This window comes from Bradyrhizobium sp. CCGUVB23 (assembly GCF_024199885.1).
Lineage (GTDB): Bacteria > Pseudomonadota > Alphaproteobacteria > Rhizobiales > Xanthobacteraceae > Bradyrhizobium.
Genome location: NZ_JANADQ010000001.1, coordinates 6,156,049 through 6,181,265 on the forward strand (window position 1 = coordinate 6,156,049; position 25,217 = coordinate 6,181,265).

General features: G+C 64.4%; 24 protein-coding genes. 16 read left to right on the forward strand and 8 right to left on the reverse strand.

Annotated features, from left to right (window positions below; all coding sequences use genetic code 11):
* Positions 1-89: 89 nt before the first annotated feature.
* Positions 90-518 carry a universal stress protein gene (locus tag NLN62_RS28435; protein WP_027524723.1) on the forward strand — a complete coding sequence of 143 codons (429 nt, stop codon included), beginning with the start codon at positions 90-92 and terminating at the stop codon, positions 516-518.
* Positions 519-607: 89 nt separating this feature from the next.
* On the opposite strand, the gene NLN62_RS28440 is transcribed toward NLN62_RS28435, so the two are convergent.
* From NLN62_RS28440 to NLN62_RS28450, 3 genes are all read right to left on the reverse strand, one after another.
* Positions 608-1,558: an alpha/beta hydrolase gene (locus tag NLN62_RS28440; RefSeq protein WP_051389863.1), complete on the reverse strand. Its 951-nt coding sequence runs from the start codon at positions 1,556-1,558 to the stop codon at positions 608-610.
* Positions 1,559-1,693: 135 nt separating this feature from the next.
* Positions 1,694-2,422 carry an aspartate/glutamate racemase family protein gene (locus NLN62_RS28445; RefSeq protein WP_254111095.1) on the reverse strand — a complete coding sequence of 243 codons (729 nt, stop codon included), beginning with the start codon at positions 2,420-2,422 and terminating at the stop codon, positions 1,694-1,696.
* 104 nt (positions 2,423-2,526) lie between these two features.
* Positions 2,527-3,363 carry a transporter substrate-binding domain-containing protein gene (locus tag NLN62_RS28450; RefSeq protein WP_027524721.1) on the reverse strand — a complete coding sequence of 279 codons (837 nt, stop codon included), beginning with the start codon at positions 3,361-3,363 and terminating at the stop codon, positions 2,527-2,529.
* Positions 3,364-3,479: 116 nt separating this feature from the next.
* Here NLN62_RS28450 and NLN62_RS28455 point away from each other — a divergent pair, with 116 nt between their 5' ends.
* The 5 genes from NLN62_RS28455 (at position 3,480) to NLN62_RS28475 (ending at position 8,962) form a co-directional block, all read left to right on the forward strand.
* A complete protein-coding gene (locus NLN62_RS28455; protein ID WP_254111096.1) occupies positions 3,480-4,397 on the forward strand; it encodes an NAD(P)-dependent oxidoreductase in 918 nt (305 codons plus the stop codon).
* A 148-nt stretch (positions 4,398-4,545) separates the two neighbouring features.
* A complete protein-coding gene (locus NLN62_RS28460; protein WP_254111097.1) occupies positions 4,546-6,210 on the forward strand; it encodes a thiamine pyrophosphate-binding protein in 1,665 nt (554 codons plus the stop codon).
* Positions 6,210-7,475 carry an FAD-binding oxidoreductase gene (locus tag NLN62_RS28465; protein ID WP_027524718.1) on the forward strand — a complete coding sequence of 422 codons (1,266 nt, stop codon included), beginning with the start codon at positions 6,210-6,212 and terminating at the stop codon, positions 7,473-7,475. Before NLN62_RS28460 ends, NLN62_RS28465 begins: the two co-directional genes overlap by 1 nt.
* 9 nt (positions 7,476-7,484) lie before the next feature.
* The gene (locus NLN62_RS28470) at positions 7,485-8,228 is read left to right on the forward strand and encodes an aspartate/glutamate racemase family protein (RefSeq protein WP_027524717.1); all 744 of its coding nucleotides are present in this window, start codon (positions 7,485-7,487) and stop codon (positions 8,226-8,228) included.
* A gap of 17 nt (positions 8,229-8,245) precedes the next feature.
* Positions 8,246-8,962 (forward strand): GntR family transcriptional regulator, encoded by a 717-nt coding sequence (locus tag NLN62_RS28475; RefSeq protein ID WP_027524716.1) that lies wholly within the window; start codon positions 8,246-8,248, stop codon positions 8,960-8,962.
* A 212-nt stretch (positions 8,963-9,174) separates the two neighbouring features.
* Here NLN62_RS28475 and NLN62_RS28480 read toward each other — a convergent pair whose 3' ends face one another.
* Positions 9,175-10,698, reverse strand: a complete 1,524-nt coding sequence (locus NLN62_RS28480) for a hypothetical protein (protein ID WP_254111098.1) — start codon at positions 10,696-10,698, stop codon at positions 9,175-9,177.
* A 224-nt stretch (positions 10,699-10,922) separates the two neighbouring features.
* On the opposite strand from NLN62_RS28480, the gene NLN62_RS28485 reads away from it, so the two are divergent.
* The 8 genes from NLN62_RS28485 (at position 10,923) to NLN62_RS28520 (ending at position 20,430) form a co-directional block, all read left to right on the forward strand.
* Complete coding sequence (locus NLN62_RS28485) at positions 10,923-12,272, forward strand: PotD/PotF family extracellular solute-binding protein (RefSeq protein ID WP_254111099.1); 1,350 nt, start codon at positions 10,923-10,925, stop codon at positions 12,270-12,272.
* A 76-nt stretch (positions 12,273-12,348) separates the two neighbouring features.
* Positions 12,349-13,227: an ABC transporter permease gene (locus NLN62_RS28490; RefSeq protein ID WP_027524714.1), complete on the forward strand. Its 879-nt coding sequence runs from the start codon at positions 12,349-12,351 to the stop codon at positions 13,225-13,227.
* Positions 13,224-14,114 (forward strand): ABC transporter permease, encoded by an 891-nt coding sequence (locus NLN62_RS28495; RefSeq protein ID WP_027524713.1) that lies wholly within the window; start codon positions 13,224-13,226, stop codon positions 14,112-14,114. Before NLN62_RS28490 ends, NLN62_RS28495 begins: the two co-directional genes overlap by 4 nt.
* 12 nt (positions 14,115-14,126) lie before the next feature.
* Positions 14,127-15,233 (forward strand): ABC transporter ATP-binding protein, encoded by a 1,107-nt coding sequence (locus NLN62_RS28500; protein ID WP_254111100.1) that lies wholly within the window; start codon positions 14,127-14,129, stop codon positions 15,231-15,233.
* Positions 15,234-15,262: 29 nt separating this feature from the next.
* Positions 15,263-15,751: a (2Fe-2S)-binding protein gene (locus NLN62_RS28505; RefSeq protein WP_254111101.1), complete on the forward strand. Its 489-nt coding sequence runs from the start codon at positions 15,263-15,265 to the stop codon at positions 15,749-15,751.
* A 2-nt stretch (positions 15,752-15,753) separates the two neighbouring features.
* On the forward strand, positions 15,754-18,141 hold the full coding sequence (locus NLN62_RS28510) for a xanthine dehydrogenase family protein molybdopterin-binding subunit (protein WP_254111102.1): 2,388 nt from the start codon (positions 15,754-15,756) through the stop codon (positions 18,139-18,141).
* A 12-nt stretch (positions 18,142-18,153) separates the two neighbouring features.
* The gene (locus NLN62_RS28515) at positions 18,154-18,948 is read left to right on the forward strand and encodes a xanthine dehydrogenase family protein subunit M (protein WP_254111103.1); all 795 of its coding nucleotides are present in this window, start codon (positions 18,154-18,156) and stop codon (positions 18,946-18,948) included.
* 15 nt (positions 18,949-18,963) lie between these two features.
* A complete protein-coding gene (locus tag NLN62_RS28520; protein ID WP_254111104.1) occupies positions 18,964-20,430 on the forward strand; it encodes an amidase in 1,467 nt (488 codons plus the stop codon).
* 33 nt (positions 20,431-20,463) lie between these two features.
* Here the strand turns inward: NLN62_RS28520 and NLN62_RS28525 are convergent, their stop codons facing one another.
* Positions 20,464-21,363 (reverse strand): LysR substrate-binding domain-containing protein, encoded by a 900-nt coding sequence (locus tag NLN62_RS28525; protein WP_027524707.1) that lies wholly within the window; start codon positions 21,361-21,363, stop codon positions 20,464-20,466.
* 188 nt (positions 21,364-21,551) lie between these two features.
* Between NLN62_RS28525 and NLN62_RS28530 the strand changes: the two genes are divergently transcribed.
* Both NLN62_RS28530 and NLN62_RS28535 read left to right on the forward strand, forming a co-directional pair.
* Positions 21,552-22,352 (forward strand): fumarylacetoacetate hydrolase family protein, encoded by an 801-nt coding sequence (locus tag NLN62_RS28530; protein WP_027524706.1) that lies wholly within the window; start codon positions 21,552-21,554, stop codon positions 22,350-22,352.
* A gap of 151 nt (positions 22,353-22,503) precedes the next feature.
* Positions 22,504-22,947 (forward strand): hypothetical protein, encoded by a 444-nt coding sequence (locus NLN62_RS28535; protein ID WP_084801523.1) that lies wholly within the window; start codon positions 22,504-22,506, stop codon positions 22,945-22,947.
* A gap of 3 nt (positions 22,948-22,950) precedes the next feature.
* Here the strand turns inward: NLN62_RS28535 and NLN62_RS28540 are convergent, their stop codons facing one another.
* The 3 genes from NLN62_RS28540 to NLN62_RS28550 are packed head-to-tail and all read right to left on the reverse strand — an operon-like array spanning position 22,951 to position 25,007.
* On the reverse strand, positions 22,951-23,691 hold the full coding sequence (locus NLN62_RS28540; RefSeq protein WP_027524705.1) for an IclR family transcriptional regulator: 741 nt from the start codon (positions 23,689-23,691) through the stop codon (positions 22,951-22,953).
* A gap of 12 nt (positions 23,692-23,703) precedes the next feature.
* Positions 23,704-24,555: a CoA ester lyase gene (locus tag NLN62_RS28545; protein WP_027524704.1), complete on the reverse strand. Its 852-nt coding sequence runs from the start codon at positions 24,553-24,555 to the stop codon at positions 23,704-23,706.
* Positions 24,555-25,007, reverse strand: a complete 453-nt coding sequence (locus NLN62_RS28550) for a MaoC family dehydratase (RefSeq protein WP_027524703.1) — start codon at positions 25,005-25,007, stop codon at positions 24,555-24,557. The genes NLN62_RS28545 and NLN62_RS28550 overlap by 1 nt, the downstream gene beginning before the upstream one ends.
* Positions 25,008-25,217: the final 210 nt, after the last annotated feature.

Here is a 25,217-nt window from a genome sequence, read left to right on the forward strand (position 1 = left end):
AAAAGATTGATTTATCTCAAGACGGTATCTGGAACGCGGGCTCAACCTTCGGAGGGCAGGGATAAGTCCGGACAATCGGGAGGTGATGCATGTACCGGCATATTCTCATTCCGACGGATGGGTCGGAGCTAGCGGAACATGGGGTGGCGCATGGGCTGGCGCTGGCGAAATCCCTTGGAGCCAAGGTATCCGTGATCTTCGTCGTGGAACCGTTTTCCGAATTGACGGGGCGGTTCCTTGAAGCCGTCGCAACATATGCCGAGCTGCGCAAGGAACAGGCCAGGAGCGTGCTGGATCGCGCGGCAAATGCGGCCAAGGCGGCTGGTGTTTCCTGCGAGACGATTCAGGTGGAGAGCGGACACCCCCATCAAGCCATCATCGCAGCAGCCGAGGACAAGGGCTGCGATCTCATCGTCATGTCATCGCATGGGCGCAGCGGGCTTTCCATGCTTCTCATCGGCAGCGTGACAAACAAGGTGCTGACGCAGGCGAGAATCCCCGTACTCGTTTGTCAGTGAGTGTGCAGACGGCTCGGTCAGTCAAATAAGCCCGCCCGATTTTCGCTTGGTCGCCGGAAGCTGACATCGACGGCTTTCCCCGAGTGAGCTCAGGGCTTGCCCTTCAGCGTGCGGTCGAAGAAGGCGAGCACTTCGGCCATCACCTCCGGATTGCTGCTGATCTGGCCAAAGCTGTGGCCGGAGCCTTCGACCCGGACGAAGGTGACGGGACGTTTGGTCGCCGTCAGCGCCGCGTAAAGGTCCTCGCTCTCGCTGATGGGAACGACGATGTCCTTGGTGCCGTGCACGATCAGCATCGGCGGCGTCATGTCGGAGATCTGCGCGATCGGATTGGCCTTCTTCACCTTTTCGGCGTTGGCGGGATCCTTGGCGTCGAAGCCGAGGAAGGCGCTCTCCACCGACATACCCGGGCTGCCGTTGACGGCGCTGGCGTCCATGCGATGGGAGAGGTCCATCGGGCCGTAGAAGATCACCGCCGCCTGCACGGCGCTGGACTGGCCGGCCCAGCGGTCGCTGTCATACTCCTTCATCTCGCCGGTGGTCGCCGCCATCGCCGACAGATGGCCGCCGGCGGAATTGCCCCAGACGGCGATATGATCGGGATCGATGTTGTAGGTCTTGGCATTGGCGCGCAGGAAGCGGATCGCGGTCTTCACGTCTTCGAGCGGCTTCGGGAAGTTCGCTTCGCCGATGATGCGGTAGTCGATCGCGGCGACGAGGTACCCGGCCTTGGCGATCGGGGAGAGTTGCGGGACCAGCGCCGCGCGGTCGATGCTGCGCCAGCCATTGCCGGAGACGAAGACGATCGCCGGCACCGGCTTGTCGCTGACCGGCTTGATGATGTCCATCATCAGATGGGGCCGCGCAAAGCCGTTCGGGATGTCGGTATAGGTGACGCCTGGCTGCAAGGTAGCGAGGTTGATCGGCACGCCGCCCTTGATCGTCTTCTCCTCGGCCCCGGCCGGGCTGACGATAGCAAAATGAGCGAGCGCTGCCGCTACGGCTGCGCCGACGATGACGCGCGGATGCCGCGTGATCATGAGATCCTCCCTTGGGAATATTTGTGCAGCGAACGTCGGCGATGCCGGCTTTTGCTGTCAATGACCAAGAGATTCCGCAGGCTGAACATGATGTTCAGCGCGCTGACAGGTGATGAGTTCGGGAGCGGTCGAGGCCTAGCGCAGGAAAGCGACCGGATTGGCGGCACGGTAGAAGAAATGGATCAGCGTGTTGATGTCGAACACCGGAAGGCCCGACACCTCGGCGACGTCCTTCGAGAACGGACACATGTTGGTGCATTCGAACAGAATTGCGCCGGGATTCTTGCAGGACGCCATGAAGGCTTCCGTCATCTCGATCATCTCGGCCCGCAGCACATCGGTGTCCAATTCCTCCCGGCCCAGAATGTAGGTTGCGGGGAACTGCGCGTCAGCCTTCATGCCCTGGACTTGAACGGAAATCTCGTCCTGCGACCAGCCGACGCCGCGGAAATGCCCCTCGTTCATGTGATGACCGCGCTCGGTGAAGAGGCCGATGACCTTGCCGGGTGGCAGCATGGCGTGGATCAGAGGCGCCTGGATCAGGCTCGACGTGAAGACCGGAATGTTCACCGCGGCGGTGATTTGTTTCTGGAATGGCGCAAGAAAGCCGCAACTCGTCGTGATCGCCTTCACGCCTTCTGCCTCCAGCTCGCGAGCGGCTGCGATGAACGGCTCGATCAGCGTCGGGTCGGGATGGTCGCCCATGATCCTGGTGGCATGGGCGCCGCGCACGATCTTGTAGCGCACCGGAAAATCATAGGAGAGCGCGTTGCCGATGTCGCCGCGTGGACGCGGGAAGCGGGTGTCGAGCATCAGAATGCCGATCGTCTCGCCGTAGTTCGTGTAGCCGCCACGCAGCTTCATGGTTCTTCTCCTCCGAAAAACCGGACCTCATGACGAGAGGTCGAGCCGGCATGGAGCGACTGCGGCTCGAGCGCCGCGAACTCCCGGACACGCATAGGTGGCGATCAGAATTGAATTTCGCCGGGGATGTCCTCGGCGCTGAGGCCGACGGTTTCAAAAGCCTTGAGCAGCCACTCGCGGGTCTGGCCGAGTGCGCGGTTGTAGTCGGCCCAGGCGCTGAGGAAATCCTTGTAGCGCCGATCGCCTTCGGCGCGGATGCCGAGATTGGTTGGCAGCGTGAGCAGCGGCCGCGGCACCGCGAGCTCGCCGAGCGTCGGATTCTTCTTCAAGGTCGCGACCGAAAGCACGGCGAGCGATATGTTGCAGTCCGCCCGTCCGGTGGACACGGCGAGGATCGCCTCGTTGCGTTCCTTGAAGCCGAGGATCGTCGCCTTCGGGCAATAGCGCCGCGCGATCGTCTCATGCGTCGAGCCGATGTCGACGGCGATCTTGACCTCTGGCTTGTTGATCTCGGCCCAGGTCTGCGGCTTGGCAAAACCCTTCTTGGTGATGACGGTGAAGGAGTGCACCAGGATGGGCGAAGAGAAGTCGATGACCAGCGCGCGCTCGGGCGTCGGGTTCACGGCAAAGGCGAGGTCGATCTTCTCGGCCTGGAGGTCGAGGATCTGGTTGCCCCAGGTGGACTCCAGCGTCTCGACTTTGGCACCGAGCTTGCCGGCGATGTCATTCGCCATGTCGATGCAGGCGCCCGACCATTGATTGGTGGTGAGGTCCTTGTGGAAATAGGGATCCTGGCCGGCGATGACCGCGATCCGCAACACGCCACTCTTCTTGATCCGGTCGAGAGTGGAGCCTGGTGCGGTGTCAGCTTTGGCCGAGGTGGCTGCGGCCATCGCAGCGCCGGCGAGGGCGACGGTGGTGAGTGCGTCCCTGCGATTCATGGCAGTTCTCCTGGGCAGTTACCCCTTGAACATCCAACCCGGCTTCTGGACTATTTCTGTATTCAGATTAAAATGCAATACGGTATTTTTAGTCGGGAAGAGGAAAGATCAGTCCCATGCGTGCCCTGTTCGTCGATGCCAACGACACGCTTGCCGCCGTCACCGAAAAGCTGCTGCGTGCGGACAGCCTCCCGGTCGGCATCAACCGCAACCCGGCAATCTCGCCTGACGACCTGCCGCGTCTCCTGGACGGCGTGGAGATCATGATCGTCGACCACACCGCGGTGCCGACGGCGGTTGCCGCGAAGTGCGCGGCTCTGAAGCACGTCGTCTTCCTCGGCACCGGCGCGCGCAGCTACATGAATCCGGACGAGCTTGGCCAGCACGGCATCGCTGTCCACACCATCAAGGGCTATGGCGACACCGCGGTCGCCGAATGTGCGATCGCGCTGATGTGGGCCTCCGCAAAAGGTTTTGGCGAGATGGATCGCGGTATGCGCGAGGGCAACTGGCTGCGCCGCGACGCTGTCCAGCTCACCGGCAAGACGCTCGGCCTGATCGGTTTTGGCGGCATCGCGGCGGAAGCCGCGCGCATGGCGCTCGGCTGCGGCATGAAGGTGATCGCCTGGAACCGGACGCCGAAGACGCATCCGGGCGTTGAATTCGTTCCGCTGGAAAAGCTGCTGGCGGAGAGCCACGTCATCTCGCTGCATCTGCTGCTCGATGACGAGACCAAAAACTTCCTCTCCCGCGAGCGCATCGCGATGATGCGTCCAGGCAGCATCCTCATCAACACGGCGCGCGGCGCCGTCGTCGATGAAGACGCCATGATCGAGGCGCTGCGCTCAGGCCACATCGGGCATGCCGGCCTCGACGTCTTCACCGTCGAGCCGCTGCCGGCAGGCCATCCGCTGACCAAGCTTGCGAACGTGACGCTGTCGGCGCATTCGGCATTCCGCACGCCGGAGGCGAGCGACAATCTGATCGGTGCGGCGCTGGATCATTGCCGCCGCATCATCGCGAGCGGCCGGTAGTTGCAAACTTCGGGGACGGGCATGATGCCCGCGCAGGATACGGGAAGCCCTTCGATCTTGCGTGCTCTGTCCGCCTGTCCTACGCCACCTCGGAACAAACTTGCGCGACGCGCTCAAGCGCATCGCCAAAGCCTTTTAGGGAGCTGTCATGACCATTCGTAACGCCCGCACCGGGGGCCAGATCCTGATCGACCAGCTGGTCGCGCAAGGCGTCGAGCGCGTCACCTGCGTGCCGGGCGAGAGCTATCTCGCCGCGCTGGATGCGCTGCATGACAGCCCGATCGACGTGATGATCTGTCGCGCCGAAGGCGGCGCCGCGATGATGGCGGAAGCCTACGGCAAGCTCACGGGACGGCCAGGCGTCTGCTTCGTCACCCGTGGTCCGGGCGCGACCAATGCCAGCCACGGCGTCCACATCGCGATGCAGGATTCCACTCCGATGATCCTGTTCGTCGGCCAGGTTGACACCGGCATGCGCGAGCGCGAGGCGTTCCAGGAGCTTGACTACAAGGCGGTGTTCGGCACCATGGCGAAGTGGGCGGTCGAGATCGATCGTCCCGATCGGATTCCCGAGCTCGTCGCGCGCGCGTTCCGCGTCGCGATGCAGGGCCGCCCCGGTCCCGTCGTGATCGCGCTGCCCGAGAACATGCTGACCGAGACGGCGGCGGTTGCCGATGCGCCGCGCGTCGAGCCGGCCGTGAGCTGGCCGGCGCCGGCCGATCTCGAACGTCTGACTGCGATGCTTGCCGGCGCAAAATCCCCGCTCGTCGTTCTCGGTGGCTCCGGCTGGACCGCAGAAGCAGCCAAGGGCATCGCGCGCTTCGCCGAGCGGTTCGATCTGCCGGTAGCGACCTCGTTCCGCCGGGCATCGCTGATCGACGCCGATCATTCGCACTATGCCGGCGATCTCGGCATCGGGCCGAGCCCTGGCCTGAAGGCACGCATCACCGGCGCGGATGTCATTCTGCTGATCGGTGGCCGCATGTCGGAAATGCCATCATCATCCTACACGCTGTTCGACATCCCTGTGCCGAGCCAGAAGCTGATCCATGTCCATCCGGGCTCGGAAGAGCTCGGGCGCGTCTATCAGCCGACGCTCGCGATCCAGGCCACGCCTGCTGCGTTCGCAGCCGCCGTCGAGACGCTGAAGCCTGCGGCGGCGCCGGCCTGGAAAGGCGAAGCAGCCAAGGCGCATGCGGATTATCTTGCCTGGGCCGAGACCGCGCGCGAGCTGCCGGGCTCGTTCCAGTATGGACAAGTCATGACCTGGCTGCGCGATCGGCTGCCGAAGGATGCGATCGTCTGCAACGGCGCCGGCAACTATGCCGGTTGGCTGCATCGCCATCACCGCTTCCACGCCTTCGCCGCGCAGCTCGCACCGACGTCGGGCTCGATGGGCTACGGCGTGCCGGCGGGCGTGCTTGCCAAGCGGCAATATCCGGGCCGCGTCGTCGTCGCGTTTGCCGGTGACGGCTGCTTCCTGATGAACGGCCAGGAGTTCGCGACCGCCGTGCAGTATGACGCGGCCCTGATCGTCGTCGTGATCGACAATGCGCAATACGGCACCATCCGCATGCACCAGGAGCGCGACTATCCCGGCCGCGTGGTCGGCACGCAGCTCAAGAACCCGGACTTTGCGATGTACGCAAAGGCGTTCGGCGGCCATGGCGAGCGGGTCGAGCGCACGGAAGAGTTTGCGCCGGCCTTCGAGCGCGCGTTGGCGTCGGGCAAGCCGTCGATCCTGCATTGCCTGATCGATCCGCGCGCGATGACGGTGGGCAAGGACTTTGTGCCGCAGGAGAAGTCGCGCTGATGCCGGAAGGCCGCCAAATTGCCATCATCGGCGCCGGCGCGGTCGGCGTGATCAGTGCCATCGAGGCGCTGCGCGAGGGCCATCGCGTGACGCTGATCGATCCAGGCGAGCCCGGTGGCGAGCAGGCGGCAAGCTATGGTAATGCCGGCTGGCTGTCGTCGCATTCGGTGATCCCACCGGCCGAGCCCGGCGTCTGGAGGAAGGTGCCGGGCTATCTGCTGGACCCGCTCGGTCCGCTCGCGATACGCTGGTCGTACTTGCCGAAGGCCTTGCCCTGGCTGATCAAATACCTGCTGTCCGGCCGGACAGAGGCGCGCGTCGAGAAAACGGCTGTCGCGCTGCGCGATCTCCTGAAGGACGCGCCGCTCCTGCACAAGAAGCTCGCGGAAGAAGCCGGCGTTTCCGAGCTGATCGAGCGCAACGGAGTGATGCACGTCTTCCCCGCGCGCGGCAATTTCGACGGCGACCTCGGCTGGCGCATCCGCAAGCGCGTCGGCGTCGAATGGCTGGAGCTCTCCGCGGACGAGATGCGCCAGCGTGAGCCTGAGCTTGATCCGCGCTACACCTTCGGTGTCGTGGTCGAGGAGGCCGGACGCTGTCGCGATCCCGGCGCTTACGTCGCGGCGCTTGCCAATCATGCGCTCGCCAGCGGTGCGAAGCTTGTGCGCGCCAAGGCGACAGGCCTCAAGCTCGACGGTGGCAAGCTTGTTGCCGTCTTCACCGAGACCGGCGAAATTCCTTGCGATGCCGCCGTGGTTGCCGCAGGCGCGCGCTCGAAGCTGCTGACGCAGTCCGTTGGTGATCCGCTGCCGCTCGAGACCGAGCGCGGCTATCACGTCATGATCGAGCATCCGGAGACGGGGCCACGCAGCTCGATGATGGCCTCCGACGCCAAGATGGTCGTGAACTGGACCAACAAAGGTCTTCGCGCCGCCGGCACGGTCGAGATTGCGGGGCTCGACGCCGAGCCGAACTGGAAGCGCGCCGAGATTTTGCGCGACAATCTCTTCAGCATGTTTCCCAAGCTGCCGAAGGACATTCCGGCCTCGCGCATCAAGATGTGGTTCGGCCACCGCCCGAGCATGCCGGACGGCCGCCCGTGCATCGGCTATGCCCGCGCCTCGCGCGATATCGTCTACGCGTTCGGCCATGGCCATATCGGCCTCGTCGGCTCCGCGCGCACCGGCCGCCTCGTCGCGCAGCTTGTCAGCGGCAAGACGCCGGAGATTCCGCTTGAACCGTTCGCACCCAGCCGCTTCCTCTGAGATCGCATCATGACCTATCCGCAAAATTCCTCCTCCCGTATCGCCCGTGGCGGCAAGGCGCTCTATGGCGCGCCGCTCGGCATTTTGATGCTGGAAGCGCGCTTTCCCCGCATCCCCGGCGACATGGGCAACGGCACCACCTGGCCGTTCCCGGTGCTCTATCGCGTGGTGAGCGGAGCGAGCCCGGAGAAGGTCGTGCTGAAGGGCGCGGCCGGGCTGCTGCCGGACTTCATCGACGCGGCGAAGGAGCTGGTGCGGCTTGGCGCCGAAGCCATCACCACCAATTGCGGCTTCCTCGCGCTGTTTCAGAAGGAGCTTGCCGCCGCCGTCGGCGTGCCGGTGGCGACATCATCGTTGATGCAGGTGCCGTGGGTGCAGGCAACCTTGCCGCCCGGCAAGCGCGTCGGCCTCGTCACGGTGTCGGGTTCGACCCTGTCGCCGGCTCATCTGGAAGGTGCCGGCGTGCCGCTCGACACGCCGCTGGTCGGCACCGAGAACGGCAAGGAGTTCTTCCGCGTCCTGATCAAGGCCGAGAAGGACGACATGGATATCGCTGAGGCCGAGCGTGACGTGGTCGAGGCCGGCAAGGCGCTCGTCGCAAAGCATCCGGATGTCGGTGCCATCGTGCTTGAATGCACCAATATGCCGCCTTACGCTGCCGCATTGCAGGCGGAGGTGGGCCTGCCTGTTTATGATATTTATTCCATGATCAATTGGTTTCATGCCGGACTGCGGCCGCGCCGGTTTGGTTAGAGCTCGAGAAGCTGCCCATGAACAAGCCCATGAACAAGCACCTGGAACTCGCCTCGGACAGCATCGTCGATCGCGTCTATGAACAGCTCAAGGCGATGGCCATCAGCTACGAGTTCAAGCCGGGCGAGCGGCTCAACGAGGGTGAGCTGGCCAAGCGCCTCGGCGTCAGCCGCACGCCGCTGCGTGAAGCGCTCAATCGCCTGAACACCGAGGGGTTTCTGCGCTTCACGCCCGGCAAGGGCTTCTTCTGCCGCGAGCTCGATGCGCACGAGATCTTCGATCTCTACGAACTGCGCAAGTCGATCGAGGTCGCCTCGGTCCGCCTCGCCATCAAGCGCGCCAGGGATGAGGACATCGACGCGTTGCTCATATTCCTCGAAGCCACGGGACCCGATCCCGGCGAGCGTTCGTCGGTCGAGCTGGTCGAGCTGGATGAGACCTTTCACGAGCGGCTGATGGCGATGTCTGATAACGCCGAGATGCTGCGCGTACTGCGCAACGTCAACGCCCGCATTCGCTTCGTGCGCTGGATCGACATGGACCGCGTCAACCGCTCCAACACGCAGGCCGAACACCGCGCCGTCGTCGAGGGCCTCAAGGCGCGCGACGAAGCGACATGCGTTTCCGTGCTGGAAAAGCACATCGACCGGCGCCTTGATCGCATCACCTCGGCGATCAAGGAAGGCTACGCGCAGATCTACATGCCGGCGGCGAACATGCTTGGACAACGCTGACCGGGTTATGGGGTCCCGGCCACGGTGCGCAATTGCGCACTAGGCCGGGATGACCTCAGGGGGTATTGTGCGCGCTCTCTCCACAAACTCGTCATTGCGAGCGCAGCGAAGCAATCCAGAATCTTTCCGCGGGACGATTCTGGATTGCTTCGTCGCTTCGCTCCTCGCGATGACGGAGCGACAGGCGACCTTACGTCCGATCAACTCGCACTTCACGCGTGTAACCGGCAGGCTGGGTTGGCGGCGTCCGGGATCACCAGGAAGGTGATGGTTTTCGGTGCCAGGGTAATCGTCCCGGCCGGCATCGAGCGCGCTTCGAGCAGTGGAAGCCTGTCGTTGGCGTCGAGTTCGAGTGTCCTTCCGTTCAACCACACGGTCGGGCTTTGCAGCGGTCTCGCATCCAGCGTGTAGCGCTCCGACGCGATCGGCATCTTCAGACTTCGCGACTCGCTTCGCGACGTGTTGATCGCAAGGATGGACACGGCGCCCTTCGTCCTGGGATGGCAATGCGCATACAAGTGAAGGTCGGGCGCGCTGCCAGCACCGGCGTCGAGCACGGTCGTTCCCATCAGCCGATGCCACAGCAACGCGCCCCAGTAGTTCGGCCGTGGGCGAAACGTCGTCTCGTCGAGCAGGCCGTAGTCGCTCGCGGCCAGCGTGTTGTGCATTACCACCTGAACGCCTGCCATCGCGAGTCGCCCGAGCTGGTCGAGATAGCGGAACGTGTCGAGGAAGGTCGCGTCCCAGCGATTGCCGCCGCAGGCGGCATCGGCCGTCTCCGTCAGCCAGATCGGCGTGCCAGGTGCGAATTCGTCGCGCAAGCCGCGATAGACCGAAAGCGCGCGATCGGTGCGCGCGAGCCAATCCGCCGATAGCGCCTGCGCCGGATCATCGTGGACGCCACAGCGCGGCGAGAGCGTGTTGTAGTGATGATAGGAGAGGCGATCGAGACCTCGTCCGGAAGCCTCGAGCAGATCGCGCGTCCGGATGCCATCGGCCGATGGCGAGGACGAGTCGCCGACGGAGCCGGGGCCAACGATCAGCGTGTCAGGGGCATGCTGGCGCATCCACGAATGGAATATCGCGAAGTCGCGGCCATAGGCCTTTGCGTCATAGCCCGGCGGTGCGCCGTTCGTCGCCGCGAGCGTCGGCTCGTTCATGAACTCGGCGGCTGCTATGCGGCTGCCGAGTGACTGCGTGAAAGAGAGAAGCTGTTGCGCCTGACCGGACGTCCAACGGCCATCCGCATTGCGGCTGCCCGCACTGATGGCAAACGACGTCACGATCTGCGCATCTACCGCGCGTGCAAAGTCGACGACACCGCGCCACTGCGCGCGGCTCAGCACGGAGTTGAAACCCGCAGGTGCGGCCGGCGCGTTGTCGGTGTCGGCAAAGAACGTCGCATTCGCCCAGGTGCCGCTGACGCGCATATAGGCCGGGCCCAGAGCTACCGCAAGCATGCGCAGTCGCATGTTGGCGAGGTCGATCGGGGGCCTGTAGCTGTAGCGATCTCGCGAGATCTGCACGTTCGCTCGCAAGCTGCGTGGATACGGCTTCCAGAAGCGCCCGCCCGTTACCTCCACCATCTCGACATTGTACGATTGAAATCGCACGTCGATCGTGCCGATCGCCTTCATGTTCGCAGGCGAGAATGACAACTCGCTCGCGCAAACCGGACGACATGCGATCGCGACCAACAGCGCAACACAGATCGCGCGCGTCGTGCGAGGCCGCATGCTCCGTCGGGTCCGCCGCTTTGTATACACGCTCTGGCGCCTTCTTATGCGCGCTGCCAAATCCACATGCATCGGCGCAAAACATTAGTCCCGTTTATATCGCGAATTTTTACTTCCAATTTTACTTCGCGAAATCCGGTCAATAGCTTCACGCGCAACTGATCACATCCGCGCCGATCACGGACGATCGGTGAGAGAGTTCATCGTAACCAACGAGGGTTGCCATGCTTGACAGGAACAAGGGGAATTCCGGCGCCGACCAGGCCGGAACCAGGAGCGGGGAATCGAAAAAGCTGAGCCGGCGCACGCTGTTGAAGGGTGCCGCAGCGGTCGCGGGCGCGGCCGCAGGTTCGGACGCGATCCGCGGTTTCCCGACCATCTGGGCGCAGGAGATCAAGGACATCGAGCTCCGCCACGTCGGCGTCTCCTATTCGGTGGTGAAGGCGATCGGCGACCAGGCGGCCAAGGATCTCGGCTTCAAGGTGACGATGCAGAACCTCGATACCTCGGCCGCCATCAACCGCTTCATAAGCCAGCCAAATACGGTCGATATCGCCGATCTCGAGGGCTGGCAGGCCAAGCTCGCCGCCAAGCGTGGCGTCATCCAGGGCATCGAGGTGAAGAAGATCAAGGAGTTCGACAATATCCTGCCGATCTTCACCAAGGGCGAGATCGACGGTCACAAGATCCCACGCCAGGGAATTTCGCCCTATGAGGCCATGTACATCGCCAAGCCAGACACCACCGATCTGAACGACGGCGTGACCGAGTGGGCAACGTTCCTGCCGCAGGTCTACAACGCCGACTCCATCGGCTACCGGCCCGACCTCGTCGGCCACGAGGTCACCGAGTGGAAGGACCTGATCGATCCGAAATTCAAGGGCAAGGCCGCGATTCTCGACGTGCCCGCGATCGGCATCATGGACGCCGCGCTCTGCTTCGAGAGCGCGGGCCTGATCAAATACGGCAACAAGGGCAATATGACCAAGGAGGAAATCGACTTCACCTGCAACAAGCTGATCGAGCTGAAGAAGGACGGCCAGTTCCGCGCGACCTGGACCACCTTCGACCAGTCGGTGCAGCTGATGGCGGCGGGCGAGGTGATCATCCAGTCGATGTGGTCGCCGGCGGTCGCCGCGGTACGCGTGAAGGAGATCCCTTGCGTCTACGCGCCGGTCAACGTCAAGAACGGCAAGGAAGGCTATCGCGGCTGGTGCAACGGCATGGGGCTGATGAAGCACCTCTCAGGCAAGAAGCTTGAAGCGGCCTACGAATACCTCAACTGGTATCTCTCGGGCTGGCAGGGCGGCTTCGTCGCGCGTTACGGCTACTACAGCCCGGTGCCGTCGACCGCGAAGAAGTGTTTGACGCCGGCGGAATGGGCATTCTGGTACGAGGGCCAGCCCGCGCCCGAGGTGATCAACGATCCCTACGGCGTGCCGATGGAAAAGTCCGGTACCAAGCGCGACGGCGGCTCGTTCCTCGACCGCGTCAAGAACATCTCCTGCTGGAACACGCTGATGGACGAAGCCGCATACATGAACAAGCGCTGGAACGACTTCAAGGTGGCGTAAATCCTGCTTTTCCCTGAGGTGAGCGAGAGCCGGCGCGGCGACGCGCCGGTAGCAAGGACCGAAGGCATTCGCCGACATGCAGTCCAGTCAGACCCCATCACGCGCCAATCTTGCCGGCTGGCTCTACGTGTCGCCGCTGGTGCTGGTGCTCGTTCCGTTCTTCGTGGCGCCGATCCTGGTGGTGCTGGCGGCGAGCTTCTTTGCCACCGACGGCTTTGGCGGGCTGACCCCGGGCTTCACGTTCTCGAACTACGTCGAGGTGCTGCACTCGGCGCTGACGCTGAAGCTGTATCTGGCGACCATCAAGTTCACGGTGCTGACCTGGATCTTCACCCTGATCATCGGCTTCTTCGTCGCCTATTTCCTGGTTTTCCACGTCCGTAACCAGCTTCTGGCGATCGGCCTGTTCCTGCTCTGCACCGTGCCGTTCTGGACCTCCAACATCATCCGTATGATTTCCTGGATTCCGCTGCTCGGCAAGGAGGGGCTGATCAACCAGGCGCTGCTCGCAACCGGCGCGGTCCATCAGCCGCTCGAAGTGCTGCTGTTCTCCGACCTCGCGGTGGTCATTGCCTATGTCCACCAGCTTACGATCTTCATGATCGTGCCGATCTTCAACTCCATGGCGCGGATCGACAAGAAGCTGATTGAAGCGGCGATCGACGCGGGCGCCAGCCGTTTCGACATCATGCGCCTGATCGTGGTGCCGATGTCCAAGAGCGGCATCGCGCTCGGTACCATCTTCGTGGTCTCGATCGTGATGGGCGACTTCTTCGTGGTGAAGGTGATGTCCGGCGGCGGCTCGGCCTCGGTGGTGAGCGCGTTCTACGAGGACGTCGGCGTTCTGCAATATCCGACCGCGGCGGCGAGCGCCGTGCTGCTGACGCTTGTGCTGGTCGCGATCGTGTCGCTGATCCTGCGCACCGTGGACATCCGCCAGGAGATCACGCGATGAGCGCGGTGCTTGCCAACATGCAAGGCGCAGTCGCGCCCGCGACGACCAAGGCGATTGCGCCGAGCCGGGGTGAGCGTCCCTGGACCTTCTATGTGCTGGCGAGCCTGTTTGCCCTTTACGTTCTCGCGCTCTACGGCCCGATGATCTGCATCTACATCCTGTCGTTCCAAGACATCCGCGGCGGACTTGTCTTCCCCATGAAGGGCCATTCGCTGCACTGGTTCGTCGATCTCTTCACCCAGGTGCGGACCGGGGACGTCAAGGGCTCGTTCGACCGCTCGATCAGGCTCGCCGTCATTGTCACCATCATCACGGTGGTGATCTCCTTCCTCGCGGGGCTCGGCTTTCGCCGGCGCTTTGCAGGCGACGCCGTCGTCTTCTACATGATGATCGGCAGCCTGGTCGCGCCAGGTCTCGTGCTCGGGCTTGGCACAGGGCTTCTGTTCCAGGCGTTCGGCCTCAACGCGAGCTGGTACACCTCCGCGCTCGGCGCGCAGCTTTCGTGGACGCTACCGTTTGGCGTGCTGGTGATGTTCGCGGTGATGTCGCGCTACGACCGTGCATGGGACGAAGCGGCCTACGATCTCGGCGCAAGCCGCTGGCAGACCATTTGGCTGGTGATCGTGCCTGTCCTGGCGCCGGGCATCGTCGCAGTGGCGCTGTTCGGCTTCACGCTGTCCTACGACGAATTCGCCCGCAGCCTCCAGACCGCCGGCTCGCTCAATACGTTGCCGCTGGAGATCTGGAGCATGACGCTGAACGTCACCTCGCCCTCGCTCTATGCGCTCGGCACGGTGACAACCATCATCTCCTTCATCGTGATCGGTGCGAGCCTCGGTACCATCGTGCTGATCCAGAAGAAGCGCGGCCGAGGGGCGAAAGACTAGAGGTTTTTTGGAATGGCGATCGAACGCGGCGATATCGAACTGGCGGGCGTCTGCAAGAGTTTCGACGGCCTGACCAATGTGGTCGACGGCGTCAACTTGAAGATCGCCGACGGCGCCTATTGCTGCTTCATCGGCCCGTCGGGCTGCGGAAAGACCACGATTTTGCGCATGATCGCGGGCCATGAGGACCCCACGGCGGGCGAGATCGTGATCGGCGGCCAGAACGTCGTTGGCCTCGCGCCGGTGCAGCGGCGCACGGCGATGATGTTCCAGTCCTACGCGCTGTTTCCGCATCTGACCGTGCGCGAGAATATCGCCTTCGCGCTGCGTGTCCGCGGCATGTCCAAGATAGATCGCCTGCGCGCAGCGGATGCGATGATCGAGAAGGTGCGGCTGACGAGCTTTGCCGATCGCCTGCCGGCCCAGCTCTCCGGCGGCCAGCAGCAACGCGTCGCGCTGGCGCGCGCTGCGATCACCGAGCCGCGGGTGCTGCTGCTCGACGAGCCGCTGTCCGCGCTGGACGAGCAGCTCCGCGTGCAGATGCGTCAGGAGCTGCGGCGGATGCAGCAGGAGCTCGGCATCACCTTTATCCACGTCACCCACACCCAGCTCGAGGCGATCGCGCTCGCCGATCTCGTGGTGGTGATGGAGCAGGGCCGGATCAAGCAGGCGGGGCCGGCGCGCGACGTCTACGCCCATCCGCACGACCGCTACGTCGCGGAGTTCATGGGCGGGCAGAACGTGCTGTCGGGCCGGGTCGAGAAGGTGAACGGTGCGAGCTTCGTGCTGGCGCAGGCCGCGCCCGATGGCATCGAGGTGCCGCTGCAGGCGCGGGCCAAGATCAGCGTCGGCGACACGGTCGATATCGCGGTGCGCCGTGACGATGTCACTCTCGTTCGGCCCGGACAAACACTCCCCGCAGGCTGCTCGACCTCGCTGCCGAGCCGCGTGCTCGCGATCGAATACCAGGGTTACTTCGTCAAGGTTATGCTCGACACTGTCCCCGACGACGAGTTCGTGGCCTACGTGCCGGAAAAGACGTTCTTCGCAGATCCTCTCAATGTCGGCGATGTCGTGTTGGCCACCTGGGCCACCGACCGCGCCCGTCCACTCGCTTGAAAGCCCGTCGCGCACAGGGAGTTTTGATCGTGCAGATATCCTTCACACTCAATGGCCGGCCGACCACGGTCGAGGTCGAACCGGCAACGCTCGTCGCCGAACTGCTGCGCGAGCAGCTCAACCTGACGGGCACCCATATCGGCTGCGACACCAGCCAGTGCGGCGCCTGCGTCGTGCATCTCAACGGCCTGCCGGTGAAGAGCTGCACGTTGCTCGCACCCGCGCTCGACGGCGCGACGCTTCTCACCATCGAAGGCTTGCAGGGTGCGCCGGGTTCGAACCGGCTGCATCCGATGCAGGAGGCCTTTCGCGAGAACCACGGCCTGCAATGCGGCTTCTGCACGCCGGGCATGGTGATGACGGCGGTTGCTCTCGCCAAGGACAAGCCGTCGCTGACCGAGGCGGAGGTCCGTCACGGTCTCGAAGGCAATATCTGCCGCTGCACCGGTTACCAGAACATCGTCCTGTCGGTGATGTCCGGTGTAGCCGCCATGCATGCTGCGGCCAAGGGAGAGTGATCATGGGCAATGTGATCGGCATCGGCGCGGCACCGAAGCGGAAGGAGGACCAGCGCTTCCTCACCGGCCGCGGCAACTATGTCTCCGACATCAAGCGCCCCGGCATGGCGGCCGGCGTGTTCGTCCGCTCGCCGCATGGACATGCGATCCTGCGCGACATCGACAAGAGCGCGGCACTCGGCGCGCCAGGCATCATCGCGGTGCTGACCGGCGACGACGTCGCGGCCGACGGTTTGGGCTCACTGCCCTGCGGCTGGGGCATCACGGATGCCAAGGGCGTGCCGATGAAGGAGCCGCCGTTTCCGATGCTGGCGCAAGGCAAGGTGCGCTTCGTCGGCGACATGGTGGCGTTCGTCGTCGCGGAAACGGTGGAGCAGGCCAATTCGGCGGCGGAGCTGCTAGCGATCGACTACGAAGTGCTGCCCTCGGTCGTCGGCGTGCTCGATGCGGTTCACCCGGGCGCGCCGCAATTGTTCGACGACGTGCCGAACAACATCTGCTGCGATTGGGAGCTTGGCGACAAGGGCGCGGTCGAGACCGCGTTCCGCAAAGCTGCGCATGTCGCAAAGCTCAGCCTGGTCAACAACCGCCTGATCGGCAATCCGATGGAGCCGCGCGCGGCGATCGCCGAATACGAGCCCGGCACCGACCGTTACACGCTGTGGAGCACCAGCCAGTTTCCGCACGTCGTGCGCTTCCTGATGGGCGCGCTGGTGCTGAAGATCCCGCAGCACAAGCTGCGCGTGGTGGCGCCCGACGTCGGTGGCGGCTTTGGCGTCAAACAGTTCCACTATGGCGAGGAGGCCGTGATCACCTGGGCCGCCAGACGCGTGATGCGGCCGATCAAATGGGTTGCGAGCCGCTCGGAAGGCTACGTCTCGGACCGCCACGGCCGCGACCATGTCACCGAGGCCGAGCTGGCGCTGGACGAGACCGGCAAGTTTCTGGCCTTCCGCGTCAAGACGCTCGCCAATATGGGCGGCTATCTCTCGACCTTCGGGCCGAACATCCCGACCAATCTCTATGGTCCGTTGCTGAGCGGCGTCTACACCATGCCCGCGATCTACTGCAACGTGAAGGTGGTGTTCACCAACACCGTGCCGGTCGATGCCTATCGCGGCGCAGGCCGCCCCGAGGCGACCTTCGTGCTTGAGCGCATCGTCGACGTCGCGGCCGCCGAGATGGGGATCGACCGCGTCGAGATCCGCCGCCGCAACATGATCCCGAAGGAGGCCTATCCCTATCAGACGCCCGTGCTGGTGCAGTACGATTCCGGCGATCCGATGGGATGTCTCGACGGCGCGCTGGTCGCGGCCGACGTCAAGAATTTTGGCGCGCGCAAGGCGGCCTCGCAGCGTAAAGGCAAGTTCCGCGGGCTCGGCTACTCGACCTATGTCGAGGCCTGCGGCCTCGCGCCGTCGCGCTTCGCCGGCCGGCTGGGCGCGCGCGGCGGCCTCTATGAGGGCGCGACGGTGCGCGTGCATCCGACCGGCCAGGTGACGGTCATGATCGGCACCCACAATCACGGCCAGGGCCACGAGACGACGTTCGCGCAGATCGTCTCGGACAAGTTGGGGGTGCCGTTCGAGAATGTCGACATCGTGTTCGGCGATACCGATCGCGTGCAGTTCGGCATGGGCACCTATGGCTCGCGCTCCCTCGTCGTCGGCGGCGCCGCGCTGTCGAAGGCCGCAGACAAGGTGATCGTGAAGGGCAAGAAGATCGCGGCCCATCTGCTCGAGGCTGCCGAAGTCGATATCCAGTTCGAGGCCGGCAAGTTCTCGGTGGCCGGCACGGACCGCACCAAGACGTTCGAGGAGATCGCGGGCGCCGCTTACGTGCCGCATGACTATCCGCTCGAGGTGCTGGAGCCGGGGTTGGAGGAGCAGGCCTATTACGATCCCGTGAACTTCACCTATCCCGGCGGCTGTCACATCGCGGAAGTCGAGGTCGATCCGGAGACGGGGACCGTCACGCTCGTCAACTACACCGCGGTCGACGACGTCGGCACCGTCATCAATCCGATGATCGTCGAGGGGCAGTTGCACGGCGGCATCGTGCAGGGCGTGGGGCAGGCGCTCTACGAGAACGCCGTCTATGACGACGGCTCCGGCCAGCTCCTGTCGGGCTCGCTGATGGACTACTGCATGCCGCGCGCCGATCATCTGCCGATGATGAAGGTTGCGACCCATTCGACGCTGTGCACGCACACGCCGATGGGCGTGAAGGGCTGCGGCGAGGTCGGCACCATCGGCTCGCCGGCGGCCGTCATCAATGCCGTGGTCGATGCGTTGTCCCATCTCGGCGTCACCCATGTCGACATGCCAGCAACGCCGAACCGGATCTGGCGCCTGCTGCAAAACGCGTCGCTGCCGGTCGCTGCGGAATAGGGAGGACAAGCAATGAAACCGTTTGCGTATCACCAGCCGGACCAGATTCCCGACGCCGCGAAGCTTTTGACCTCGATCGAGGACAGCAAGCTCGTCGCCGGCGGCATGACGCTGATCCCGACGCTGAAGCAGCGGCTGGCCAATCCTGCGGCGCTGATCGATCTTTCCAAGCTGCCGGGCCTCAAGGGCATCAGCGACGGCGCCGCGATCACGATCGGTGCGATGACGCCGCATGCGGAGGTCGCGGCATCGAAGCTGGTGCAAGCCAAGATCCCCGCGCTTGCGGCGCTGGCCTCGATGATCGGTGATCCCGCGGTGCGCAGCCGCGGCACCATCGGCGGCTCGGTCGCGAACAACGACCCGGCGGCGGACTATCCGGCGAGCGTGCTCGGGCTCGGCGCGACCATCGTCACCAGCGCGCGCGAGATTTTGGCCGACAAGTTCTTCCTCGGCCTGTTCGAGACCGCGCTTCAGTCCGGCGAGATCATTACCGCGATTCGCTTTCCCCTGCCGCTCAAGGCCGGTTACGCTAAATTCAAGGCGCCGGCCTCGCGCTATGCGCTGGTCGGCGTGTTCGTCGCAAAATTCGCCGATGGGGTGCGCGTCGCCGTGACCGGCGCCGGACCCGGCGTGTTCCGCGTTCCGCCGATGGAGCAAGCGCTGTCGCAAAATTTCGATCCGTCCGCGATCGCGGCGATCAAGATCGATACCGATGGTCTCACCTCCGACATTCACGCCGAGGCTGACTACCGTGCGCATCTCGTCACGGTGATGGCCAAGCGCGCCGTCGACGCGGCGCTCGGATAAGTTTTGGGTTTGATGATGACTGATGGTTCCGGCCCAACGGCCTCCTTGCCGGCGCCGACTGGCCTCGGCGCGCTCTCCGCAACCGAGATCCTCGCCGGCTACAAGCGCAAGGCATTCACCCCGCGCGACGTCGTCGACGAGACCATCGCGGCGCTGGAGGCAACGAATGCCTCCTGCAACGCGGTGGTGACACCGATGTACGAGCAGGCGAGAGCGGACGCCGATCGCCTCACGAAGGAGATGCGCAACGGTGGAGCCAAGGGCCCGTTCGCCGGCATCCCGGTCACCATCAAGGATCTGGTGTTCGTCGCCGGCGTTCCCGCCTATGGCGGCTCGCCGCTGAACAAGGCGTTCGTGCCCGACGTCGATGCCGCCGTGGTGTCGGCGCTGAAAGCATCCGGCGCGATCATCACCTGCAAGACGACGACATGCGAGTCGGGCTACAAGCTCACCGCCGACAGTCCTGTCACCGGCACCACGCGAAATCCCTGGAATCTCGATCGTACCAGCGGTGGATCGAGCGGCGGCGCCGCGGCAGCGATTGCCGCCGGCTGCGGTCCGATCGCGATCGGCACCGACGGCGTCGGCTCGATCCGGGTGCCCTCGTCGTTCTGTGGCGTGTTCGGGCTCAAGCCGACCTTTGGCCTGGTGCCGCGCTCGCCCGGATTCTCGCCGCCGTCCTGGGCCTCGCTCGCGCATACCGGACCGATCACGCGCACGGTCGCGGATGGCGCGCTCGTGCTGGAGATCATCGCCGGTTACGATTTGCGCGACCCGGCGAGCCTTCCGGTGTCGCCACGCCGCTTCGATACCAGAGCCGTTCCGTTGAACGGCGTGCGCATCGGCGCCAGCGTCGATCTCGGCTACGCCGCAGTCAGCCCGGACGTCCGCACCGCCTTCAACAAGGCACTCGCCATCCTGGAATCCTGCGGCGGACGGATCAGCATGGACGGTCCCGGCCTGGACCCGGGCATCCTGGAGCACACGCTGAAGCCGATCGCCTTCACCGAGCAGGCGGCAGCGGTTGCAAGCAAAACATCGGCCGATCTTGCAGGCTCCGAAACCGACTACCGCGACGTCGTCAGCGCCGGCCGCCACTATAGCGGCACCGACTACATCGAGGCCGGCTATCGCCGCGGCCAGGCGCGCACCGCGTTCCTGAAACTGTTCGAACGGGTCGACGCGCTGGTGACGCCGACGGTCGCGGTGACGGCGTTCGAGGCCGGCCAGCTCGGTGTCGATCGGATCGACGGCGTTGCGGTTGATCCGCATCTCGGCTGGTCGCCGTTCACCTGGCCGATCAATCTTGCAGGGCTTCCGGCGGCGACGCTGCCCTGCGGCTTCGATCGCGACGGCATGCCGATCGGTCTGCAGATCGTGGCGCACTGGCTCGACGAACCGACGATCTTCCGCATCGCCGCCGCGTTCGAACAGGCGCAGCCATGGTCAAAGTTCTGGCCGCCGCTGGCGCTGCGCGAGTAAGGTCGTGCGCGAGCGAAGGCGTGAGCGAGAAGATCAGGACAGCTCGATCGGAACGCCGCGGCCGCTGAGCTCTTCGTCGAGGCGCAGGTAGTGCGCGAGATAGTCGTGCAGCGCGGTGGCCGCCTTCGAGGTGGCGCCGCTCGACTTGTAGAGCAGCAGCTCGACCTTCGGCAGCGGCGGCAATCCCTCGTTCGGGCCGATCTCCCGCATCGCCGGCACCAGCGCGCTGCGGCCGAGCACCGTCACCGCCATGCCGGCGAAAGCGGCCGCCTGCAAGCCGCCGACGCTTTCGCTGACGCAGGCGATGCGCCAGCGCAGGTTCGCGCGCTCGAGCGTGTCGATCGCATAGTCGCGATAGATGTTGCCGGGCGGCAGCAACGCCAGCGGGATGGGCCGCTCCTGATGCGCGGCAGATTGCTCGCCGGTCATCCAGACGAGCTGCTCGCGCCGCACCACCTGGCCGCCGGTGAAATCGTTCATGCGGGTGACGAGCGCGATGTCGACGTCGCCGCGCTTGACGAGACCGACGAGCGGCGTCGACAGCGCGCAATTGAGCTCGACCTGGATGCGCGGAAAGGACTTTCGGAACACGCTGAGGATCGAGGGCAGCATGAAGGCGGCGTAGAGATCGGGCGTGCCGAGCACGACCTGGCCTTCGATCTCCTGCGACGCCAGCTGCGAGATCAGCTCGTCATGCAATCGCAGGATGGATTTTGCGTAGGTCAGCACCGTCGTGCCGTCCTCGGTCAGCGTCAGCCTTCGGCCGCCATGCTCGAACAGCTGCTTGCCGGTCAGCTCCTCCAGCCGCTGCAATTGCAGGGTGATCGCCGGCTGGGTGCGGCCGAGCCGGCGCGCGGTCTCGGTGATGCTACCGGTCTCGACGACCGAGATCAGCGACCGGAGCATGCGGATATCGAGACTGATGAGGTTCATGCGATGTCCATATCGCCCAGAATTTATGCAAGTTCCATGCTAGAGGGGAAGGCAAATCGGGGCGGGAGATGCGCCGCAGCACCCCTTCGCACTCGGCAAATAGGACGACCCCGACGGACATTGCCGCGACCGGCCACATCCATTATCAGCCGGACGGGCAGCAGAGCTGCCCCACAGGAGCATAAAACATGAAAAAGACCTCCTCCCCCTCCCGACGCGACCTGCTTGCGACCGCTGCCGCGGCAACGGCGGCCACCATGGCCGAAGCGGCGCCGGCCTCCGCGCAGGCTGGACCGAAGCCGATCTTCCCGGTGCCGATGACCGCCATTCCGATCGTCGGCGAGACCAGCGTGTTCCAGGTCCGCCGCATCTACTGCATCGGCCGCAACTATGCCGCGCATGCAATCGAGCGCGGCTCCGACCCGAACCGCGAGCCTCCGTTCTTCTTCCAGAAGCCGACGGACGCGATCCAGAACGTCGCGGTCGGCGAGATCGCCGAGCATCCCTATCCGTCGCTGACAAAGAACTATCATCACGAGGTCGAACTCGTTGCCGCGCTGAAATCCGGCGGCAGCAACATCCCGCCGGAGAAGGCGCTCGATCACGTCTATGGCTACGCGCTCGGCCTCGACATGACGCGGCGCGATCTTCAGAACGGCATGGCCGCGGAGAAGAAGCCGTGGGAGATCGGCAAGAGCTTCGACCATGCCGCGGTGATCGGCCCGATCCATGCGGCGAGCAAGACCGGCCATTTCGAGAAGGGCGCAATTTCGCTGGCGGTGAACGGGACCGTGCGGCAGAACTCGGATCTGAGCAAGATGATCTGGAGCGTAGCCGAGCAGATCGCGAAGCTCTCGGAAGCCTTCGAGCTCAAGGCCGGCGACATCATCTATTCCGGTACGCCTGAGAATGTCGGACCGGTCGTGAAGGGCGACGTGCTCCTGTGCAAGCTCGAAGGCTTGCCGGATATGTCGATCAAGATCGTCTAAGAGTTGAGCTGCTTCCGTCGGGACAACTATCCCGGCGGTAGTTTCCTGACTGCCGGAGTTCCATCGGCCGATTGCCCTGTGTTGGGCGATAAACAAACGTCCTGCTGCCATATTTTCGTAAGAGTGAACTTCCTGTGAGGGAGGCGCTTCGATGAATAGATCTTTGATGGCCGCAGTCGTGATGCTGGTATTGGTTCCGGCAGGTGCCGTTGCGCAGGAGCGCGCCGGTGATGCTGCTCTTGGAGCCGTCTCCGGCGCTATCGTGCTGGGGCCGGTCGGTGCTGTAGCCGGTGCCTTTGTTGGCTACGCCGCCGGCCCTTCCATCGCGCGCTCATGGGGCTTGCGCGGTTCTCGGTCGGCGACGAGCCGTCAGAGGCCACGCAGAGAAGCGAATCGCGTCCCGAACTCGGCGCCTCCAGGGCCCGCTCCAGTGGCGCCGACGCCCGCCTCAGCCGCCCCGGGTCCCACCAGCAGTAGGGCGATGGAAGCCAACGGCCGTGTCGCTCAAATGGGGCCGGCTAACAGTCCGCCGGCTCAGGCAGCTCCGGCTGCGCCGGCGCCGACCACGGCGCCGCCCGTTCAAGCATTCGAGTAAAGTTCAGGCCGCCGTCTTCGGCCGCAGCCGATCGACCGTCCTTGCGATCAGCGACGCAACATCGGACACCTTGGGGCCGATGCGAAATTCTGGTCCGGCGACGACGACGGAGAGCCGCCGATCGCCGATCGGCAGCGGGATTGCGGCGCCTGCGAGGTCGCGGCTGTAGTCGCCAAAGCTCTGGCAGTAGCCGCGGGCAATCGAATTGCGGAGCTCCGCCTCGACTGCCTCGATGCTGATCGGCGTCGACATGCCATACTGCCTGAACTCGATCTTGCGATAGAGCTGGTCGCGCTCTTCCTTGGAATATTGCAGCAGCAGCGCGCGGCCGCTTGCGCTGGCATGAATGGGAATGCGATGGCCGACTGTCGCGAAGTAGCGGATCGGCGCCTGCGATTCCACGACGTCGATGAAAACGGCCATGACCCCCGATGGCGCAACGATGGACGCGGTCTCACCCGTCTCCGCCGAAAGCTCCGAGATCAGCGCATGCACCCATGGCGGCAGCGGCTCGACCTCCGACACCATCCGCGCCAGCGTCAGCCAGCGCGGCGTCGGGTAGTAGCCGCCACGGCGCCGCGGCTCGTAGAGATAACCCTTCTCCGACAGCGTTGCGAGCAGGTTGAAGGTCGACGAGCGTGGCCAGCCGAAATGATCGGCGATCTCCGCGAGCGTTGCCGGCTTCCTCGCCTGCGCGAAGAATTCCATGATCTCCAGGACGTTGGCGGCTTGGCGAACGATCATTGGGATCAGGTCCTAAGGCAGGCCGAGGATCTTCTTCGCGGCGCGAAGATGCGGCTTGTCGATCATCATGCCGTCGAGGCGCAGCGTGCCGGAATTGGGATTGTCGGCGAAGGCTGCGATCACCTTTTCCGCCCAGGTACGCTCCGCGTCGGTCGGCGCGAAGGCGGCGTTGACGATATCGACATGTTTTGGGTGGATCAGCGCCTTTGCGGAAAATCCATCGCGCCGGGCGGCGCGCGTCTCCTGCTCGAGGCCGGCGAGGTTGTCGATATCGGTATAGACAGTATCGATCGGCGCGACCTCAGCTGCGGCCGCGGCCATCAGGCAGAGATCGCGTGCCAGGCGATAGGGGCTGTGGAACACGCCGCCGCTCGCTTTCTCCGTGGCGCCAAGCGAAGCGGAGAGATCTTCGGCGCCCCACATCAAGCCGGCGAGGCGAGGGGAACAATCCTTGTAGGTGCCGAGGCCGAAGATCGATCCGGCGGTTTCGGTAGCGACGCAGACGATGCGGGTCGCGCCCACCGCGATGCCGGCAGCTGCCTCGAACGCGTCGAGCCAGAGTGCGACCTGCCGGACGTCGTCGCCGCCGCGCGATTTCGGCAGCACGATGCCGTCGGGCGCGCCCGGCATGACTGCGGCGAGATCGGCGAGCGTCATGCCGGTGTCGAGCGCGTTGACGCGGACATAGAGCTGGTGTGGGCCGCGACGGCCCTTCAGCATCGCAAGCGTGAGCTTGCGCGCCTCGTCCTTCTTCTCGGTGACGACGGAGTCTTCGAGATCAATGATCAGGGCGTCGGCCTTGCCTTCGCTCGCCTTCTCGAATTTGCGCGGGGAGTCGCCCGGCACGAACAGCATGGAGCGCATCAGACCGGCCTCTTGTGCATCATCGCCATGCGGCGGCATTTGCCGACAATCTCGTCGTTCTGGTTGTAGGCATGGTGCTCGAATTCGACGATGCCTGCCTTCGGGCGCGATTTGGATTCGCGCACCGACAGCACCTTCGTCGTCGCCCGCAGCGTGTCGCCATGGAACACCGGTTTCGGGAAGGTCACGTCGGTCATGCCGAGATTGGCGACGGTGGTGCCGAGTGTCGTGTCATAGACCGTCATGCCGATCATGATGCCGAGCGTGTAGAGGCTGTTGAAGATGCGCTGGCCGAACTCGGTCTGCGCGGAAAAGTGCGCATCGATGTGCAGGGGCTGCGGGTTGAGCGTCAGCAGGCTGAACAACGTGTTGTCCATCTCGGTGACCGTGCGCGTCAGCGGGTGCCTGAACTCCTGGCCTACCGAAAAATCCTCGAAGTAAAGCCCGGCCATCCTGTCTCTCCGTTCCAAGCCGATGGTTCAGATGCGGGAACGCCGGGGGCGAAATCCCAGCCTTTCCGGCCCCAACCACGCATAGCCCCATGCATTGTTCATAACCTTGACAGATAAATTCACATATATGTACGTTTGGCTCAAGCAAGAAATCGGTGCGAGGGGCCAGCCGCTTGAGCTGCGGCGCCGGCGTTACCTCGCGTCAGGGAG

What these genes read in the sequence shown, in the direction of transcription:
- NLN62_RS28520 (WP_254111104.1), top strand. Translation starts at nt 18,964, where the DNA reads ATGACTGATGGTTCCGGCCCAACGGCCTCCTTGCCGGCGCCGACTGGC.
- NLN62_RS28440 (WP_051389863.1), bottom strand. Translation starts at nt 1,558, where the DNA reads ATGATCACGCGGCATCCGCGCGTCATCGTCGGCGCAGCCGTAGCGGCA.
- NLN62_RS28515 (WP_254111103.1), top strand. Translation starts at nt 18,154, where the DNA reads ATGAAACCGTTTGCGTATCACCAGCCGGACCAGATTCCCGACGCCGCG.
- NLN62_RS28475 (WP_027524716.1), top strand. Translation starts at nt 8,246, where the DNA reads ATGAACAAGCCCATGAACAAGCACCTGGAACTCGCCTCGGACAGCATC.
- NLN62_RS28480 (WP_254111098.1), bottom strand. Translation starts at nt 10,698, where the DNA reads ATGCGGCCTCGCACGACGCGCGCGATCTGTGTTGCGCTGTTGGTCGCG.
- NLN62_RS28490 (WP_027524714.1), top strand. Translation starts at nt 12,349, where the DNA reads ATGCAGTCCAGTCAGACCCCATCACGCGCCAATCTTGCCGGCTGGCTC.
- NLN62_RS28470 (WP_027524717.1), top strand. Translation starts at nt 7,485, where the DNA reads ATGACCTATCCGCAAAATTCCTCCTCCCGTATCGCCCGTGGCGGCAAG.
- NLN62_RS28460 (WP_254111097.1), top strand. Translation starts at nt 4,546, where the DNA reads ATGACCATTCGTAACGCCCGCACCGGGGGCCAGATCCTGATCGACCAG.
- NLN62_RS28495 (WP_027524713.1), top strand. Translation starts at nt 13,224, where the DNA reads ATGAGCGCGGTGCTTGCCAACATGCAAGGCGCAGTCGCGCCCGCGACG.
- NLN62_RS28445 (WP_254111095.1), bottom strand. Translation starts at nt 2,422, where the DNA reads ATGAAGCTGCGTGGCGGCTACACGAACTACGGCGAGACGATCGGCATT.
- NLN62_RS28540 (WP_027524705.1), bottom strand. Translation starts at nt 23,691, where the DNA reads ATGATCGTTCGCCAAGCCGCCAACGTCCTGGAGATCATGGAATTCTTC.
- NLN62_RS28550 (WP_027524703.1), bottom strand. Translation starts at nt 25,007, where the DNA reads ATGGCCGGGCTTTACTTCGAGGATTTTTCGGTAGGCCAGGAGTTCAGG.
- NLN62_RS28510 (WP_254111102.1), top strand. Translation starts at nt 15,754, where the DNA reads ATGGGCAATGTGATCGGCATCGGCGCGGCACCGAAGCGGAAGGAGGAC.
- NLN62_RS28500 (WP_254111100.1), top strand. Translation starts at nt 14,127, where the DNA reads ATGGCGATCGAACGCGGCGATATCGAACTGGCGGGCGTCTGCAAGAGT.
- NLN62_RS28530 (WP_027524706.1), top strand. Translation starts at nt 21,552, where the DNA reads ATGAAAAAGACCTCCTCCCCCTCCCGACGCGACCTGCTTGCGACCGCT.
- NLN62_RS28485 (WP_254111099.1), top strand. Translation starts at nt 10,923, where the DNA reads ATGCTTGACAGGAACAAGGGGAATTCCGGCGCCGACCAGGCCGGAACC.
- NLN62_RS28455 (WP_254111096.1), top strand. Translation starts at nt 3,480, where the DNA reads ATGCGTGCCCTGTTCGTCGATGCCAACGACACGCTTGCCGCCGTCACC.
- NLN62_RS28535 (WP_084801523.1), top strand. Translation starts at nt 22,504, where the DNA reads ATGAATAGATCTTTGATGGCCGCAGTCGTGATGCTGGTATTGGTTCCG.
- NLN62_RS28465 (WP_027524718.1), top strand. Translation starts at nt 6,210, where the DNA reads ATGCCGGAAGGCCGCCAAATTGCCATCATCGGCGCCGGCGCGGTCGGC.
- NLN62_RS28525 (WP_027524707.1), bottom strand. Translation starts at nt 21,363, where the DNA reads ATGAACCTCATCAGTCTCGATATCCGCATGCTCCGGTCGCTGATCTCG.
- NLN62_RS28545 (WP_027524704.1), bottom strand. Translation starts at nt 24,555, where the DNA reads ATGCGCTCCATGCTGTTCGTGCCGGGCGACTCCCCGCGCAAATTCGAG.
- NLN62_RS28435 (WP_027524723.1), top strand. Translation starts at nt 90, where the DNA reads ATGTACCGGCATATTCTCATTCCGACGGATGGGTCGGAGCTAGCGGAA.
- NLN62_RS28450 (WP_027524721.1), bottom strand. Translation starts at nt 3,363, where the DNA reads ATGAATCGCAGGGACGCACTCACCACCGTCGCCCTCGCCGGCGCTGCG.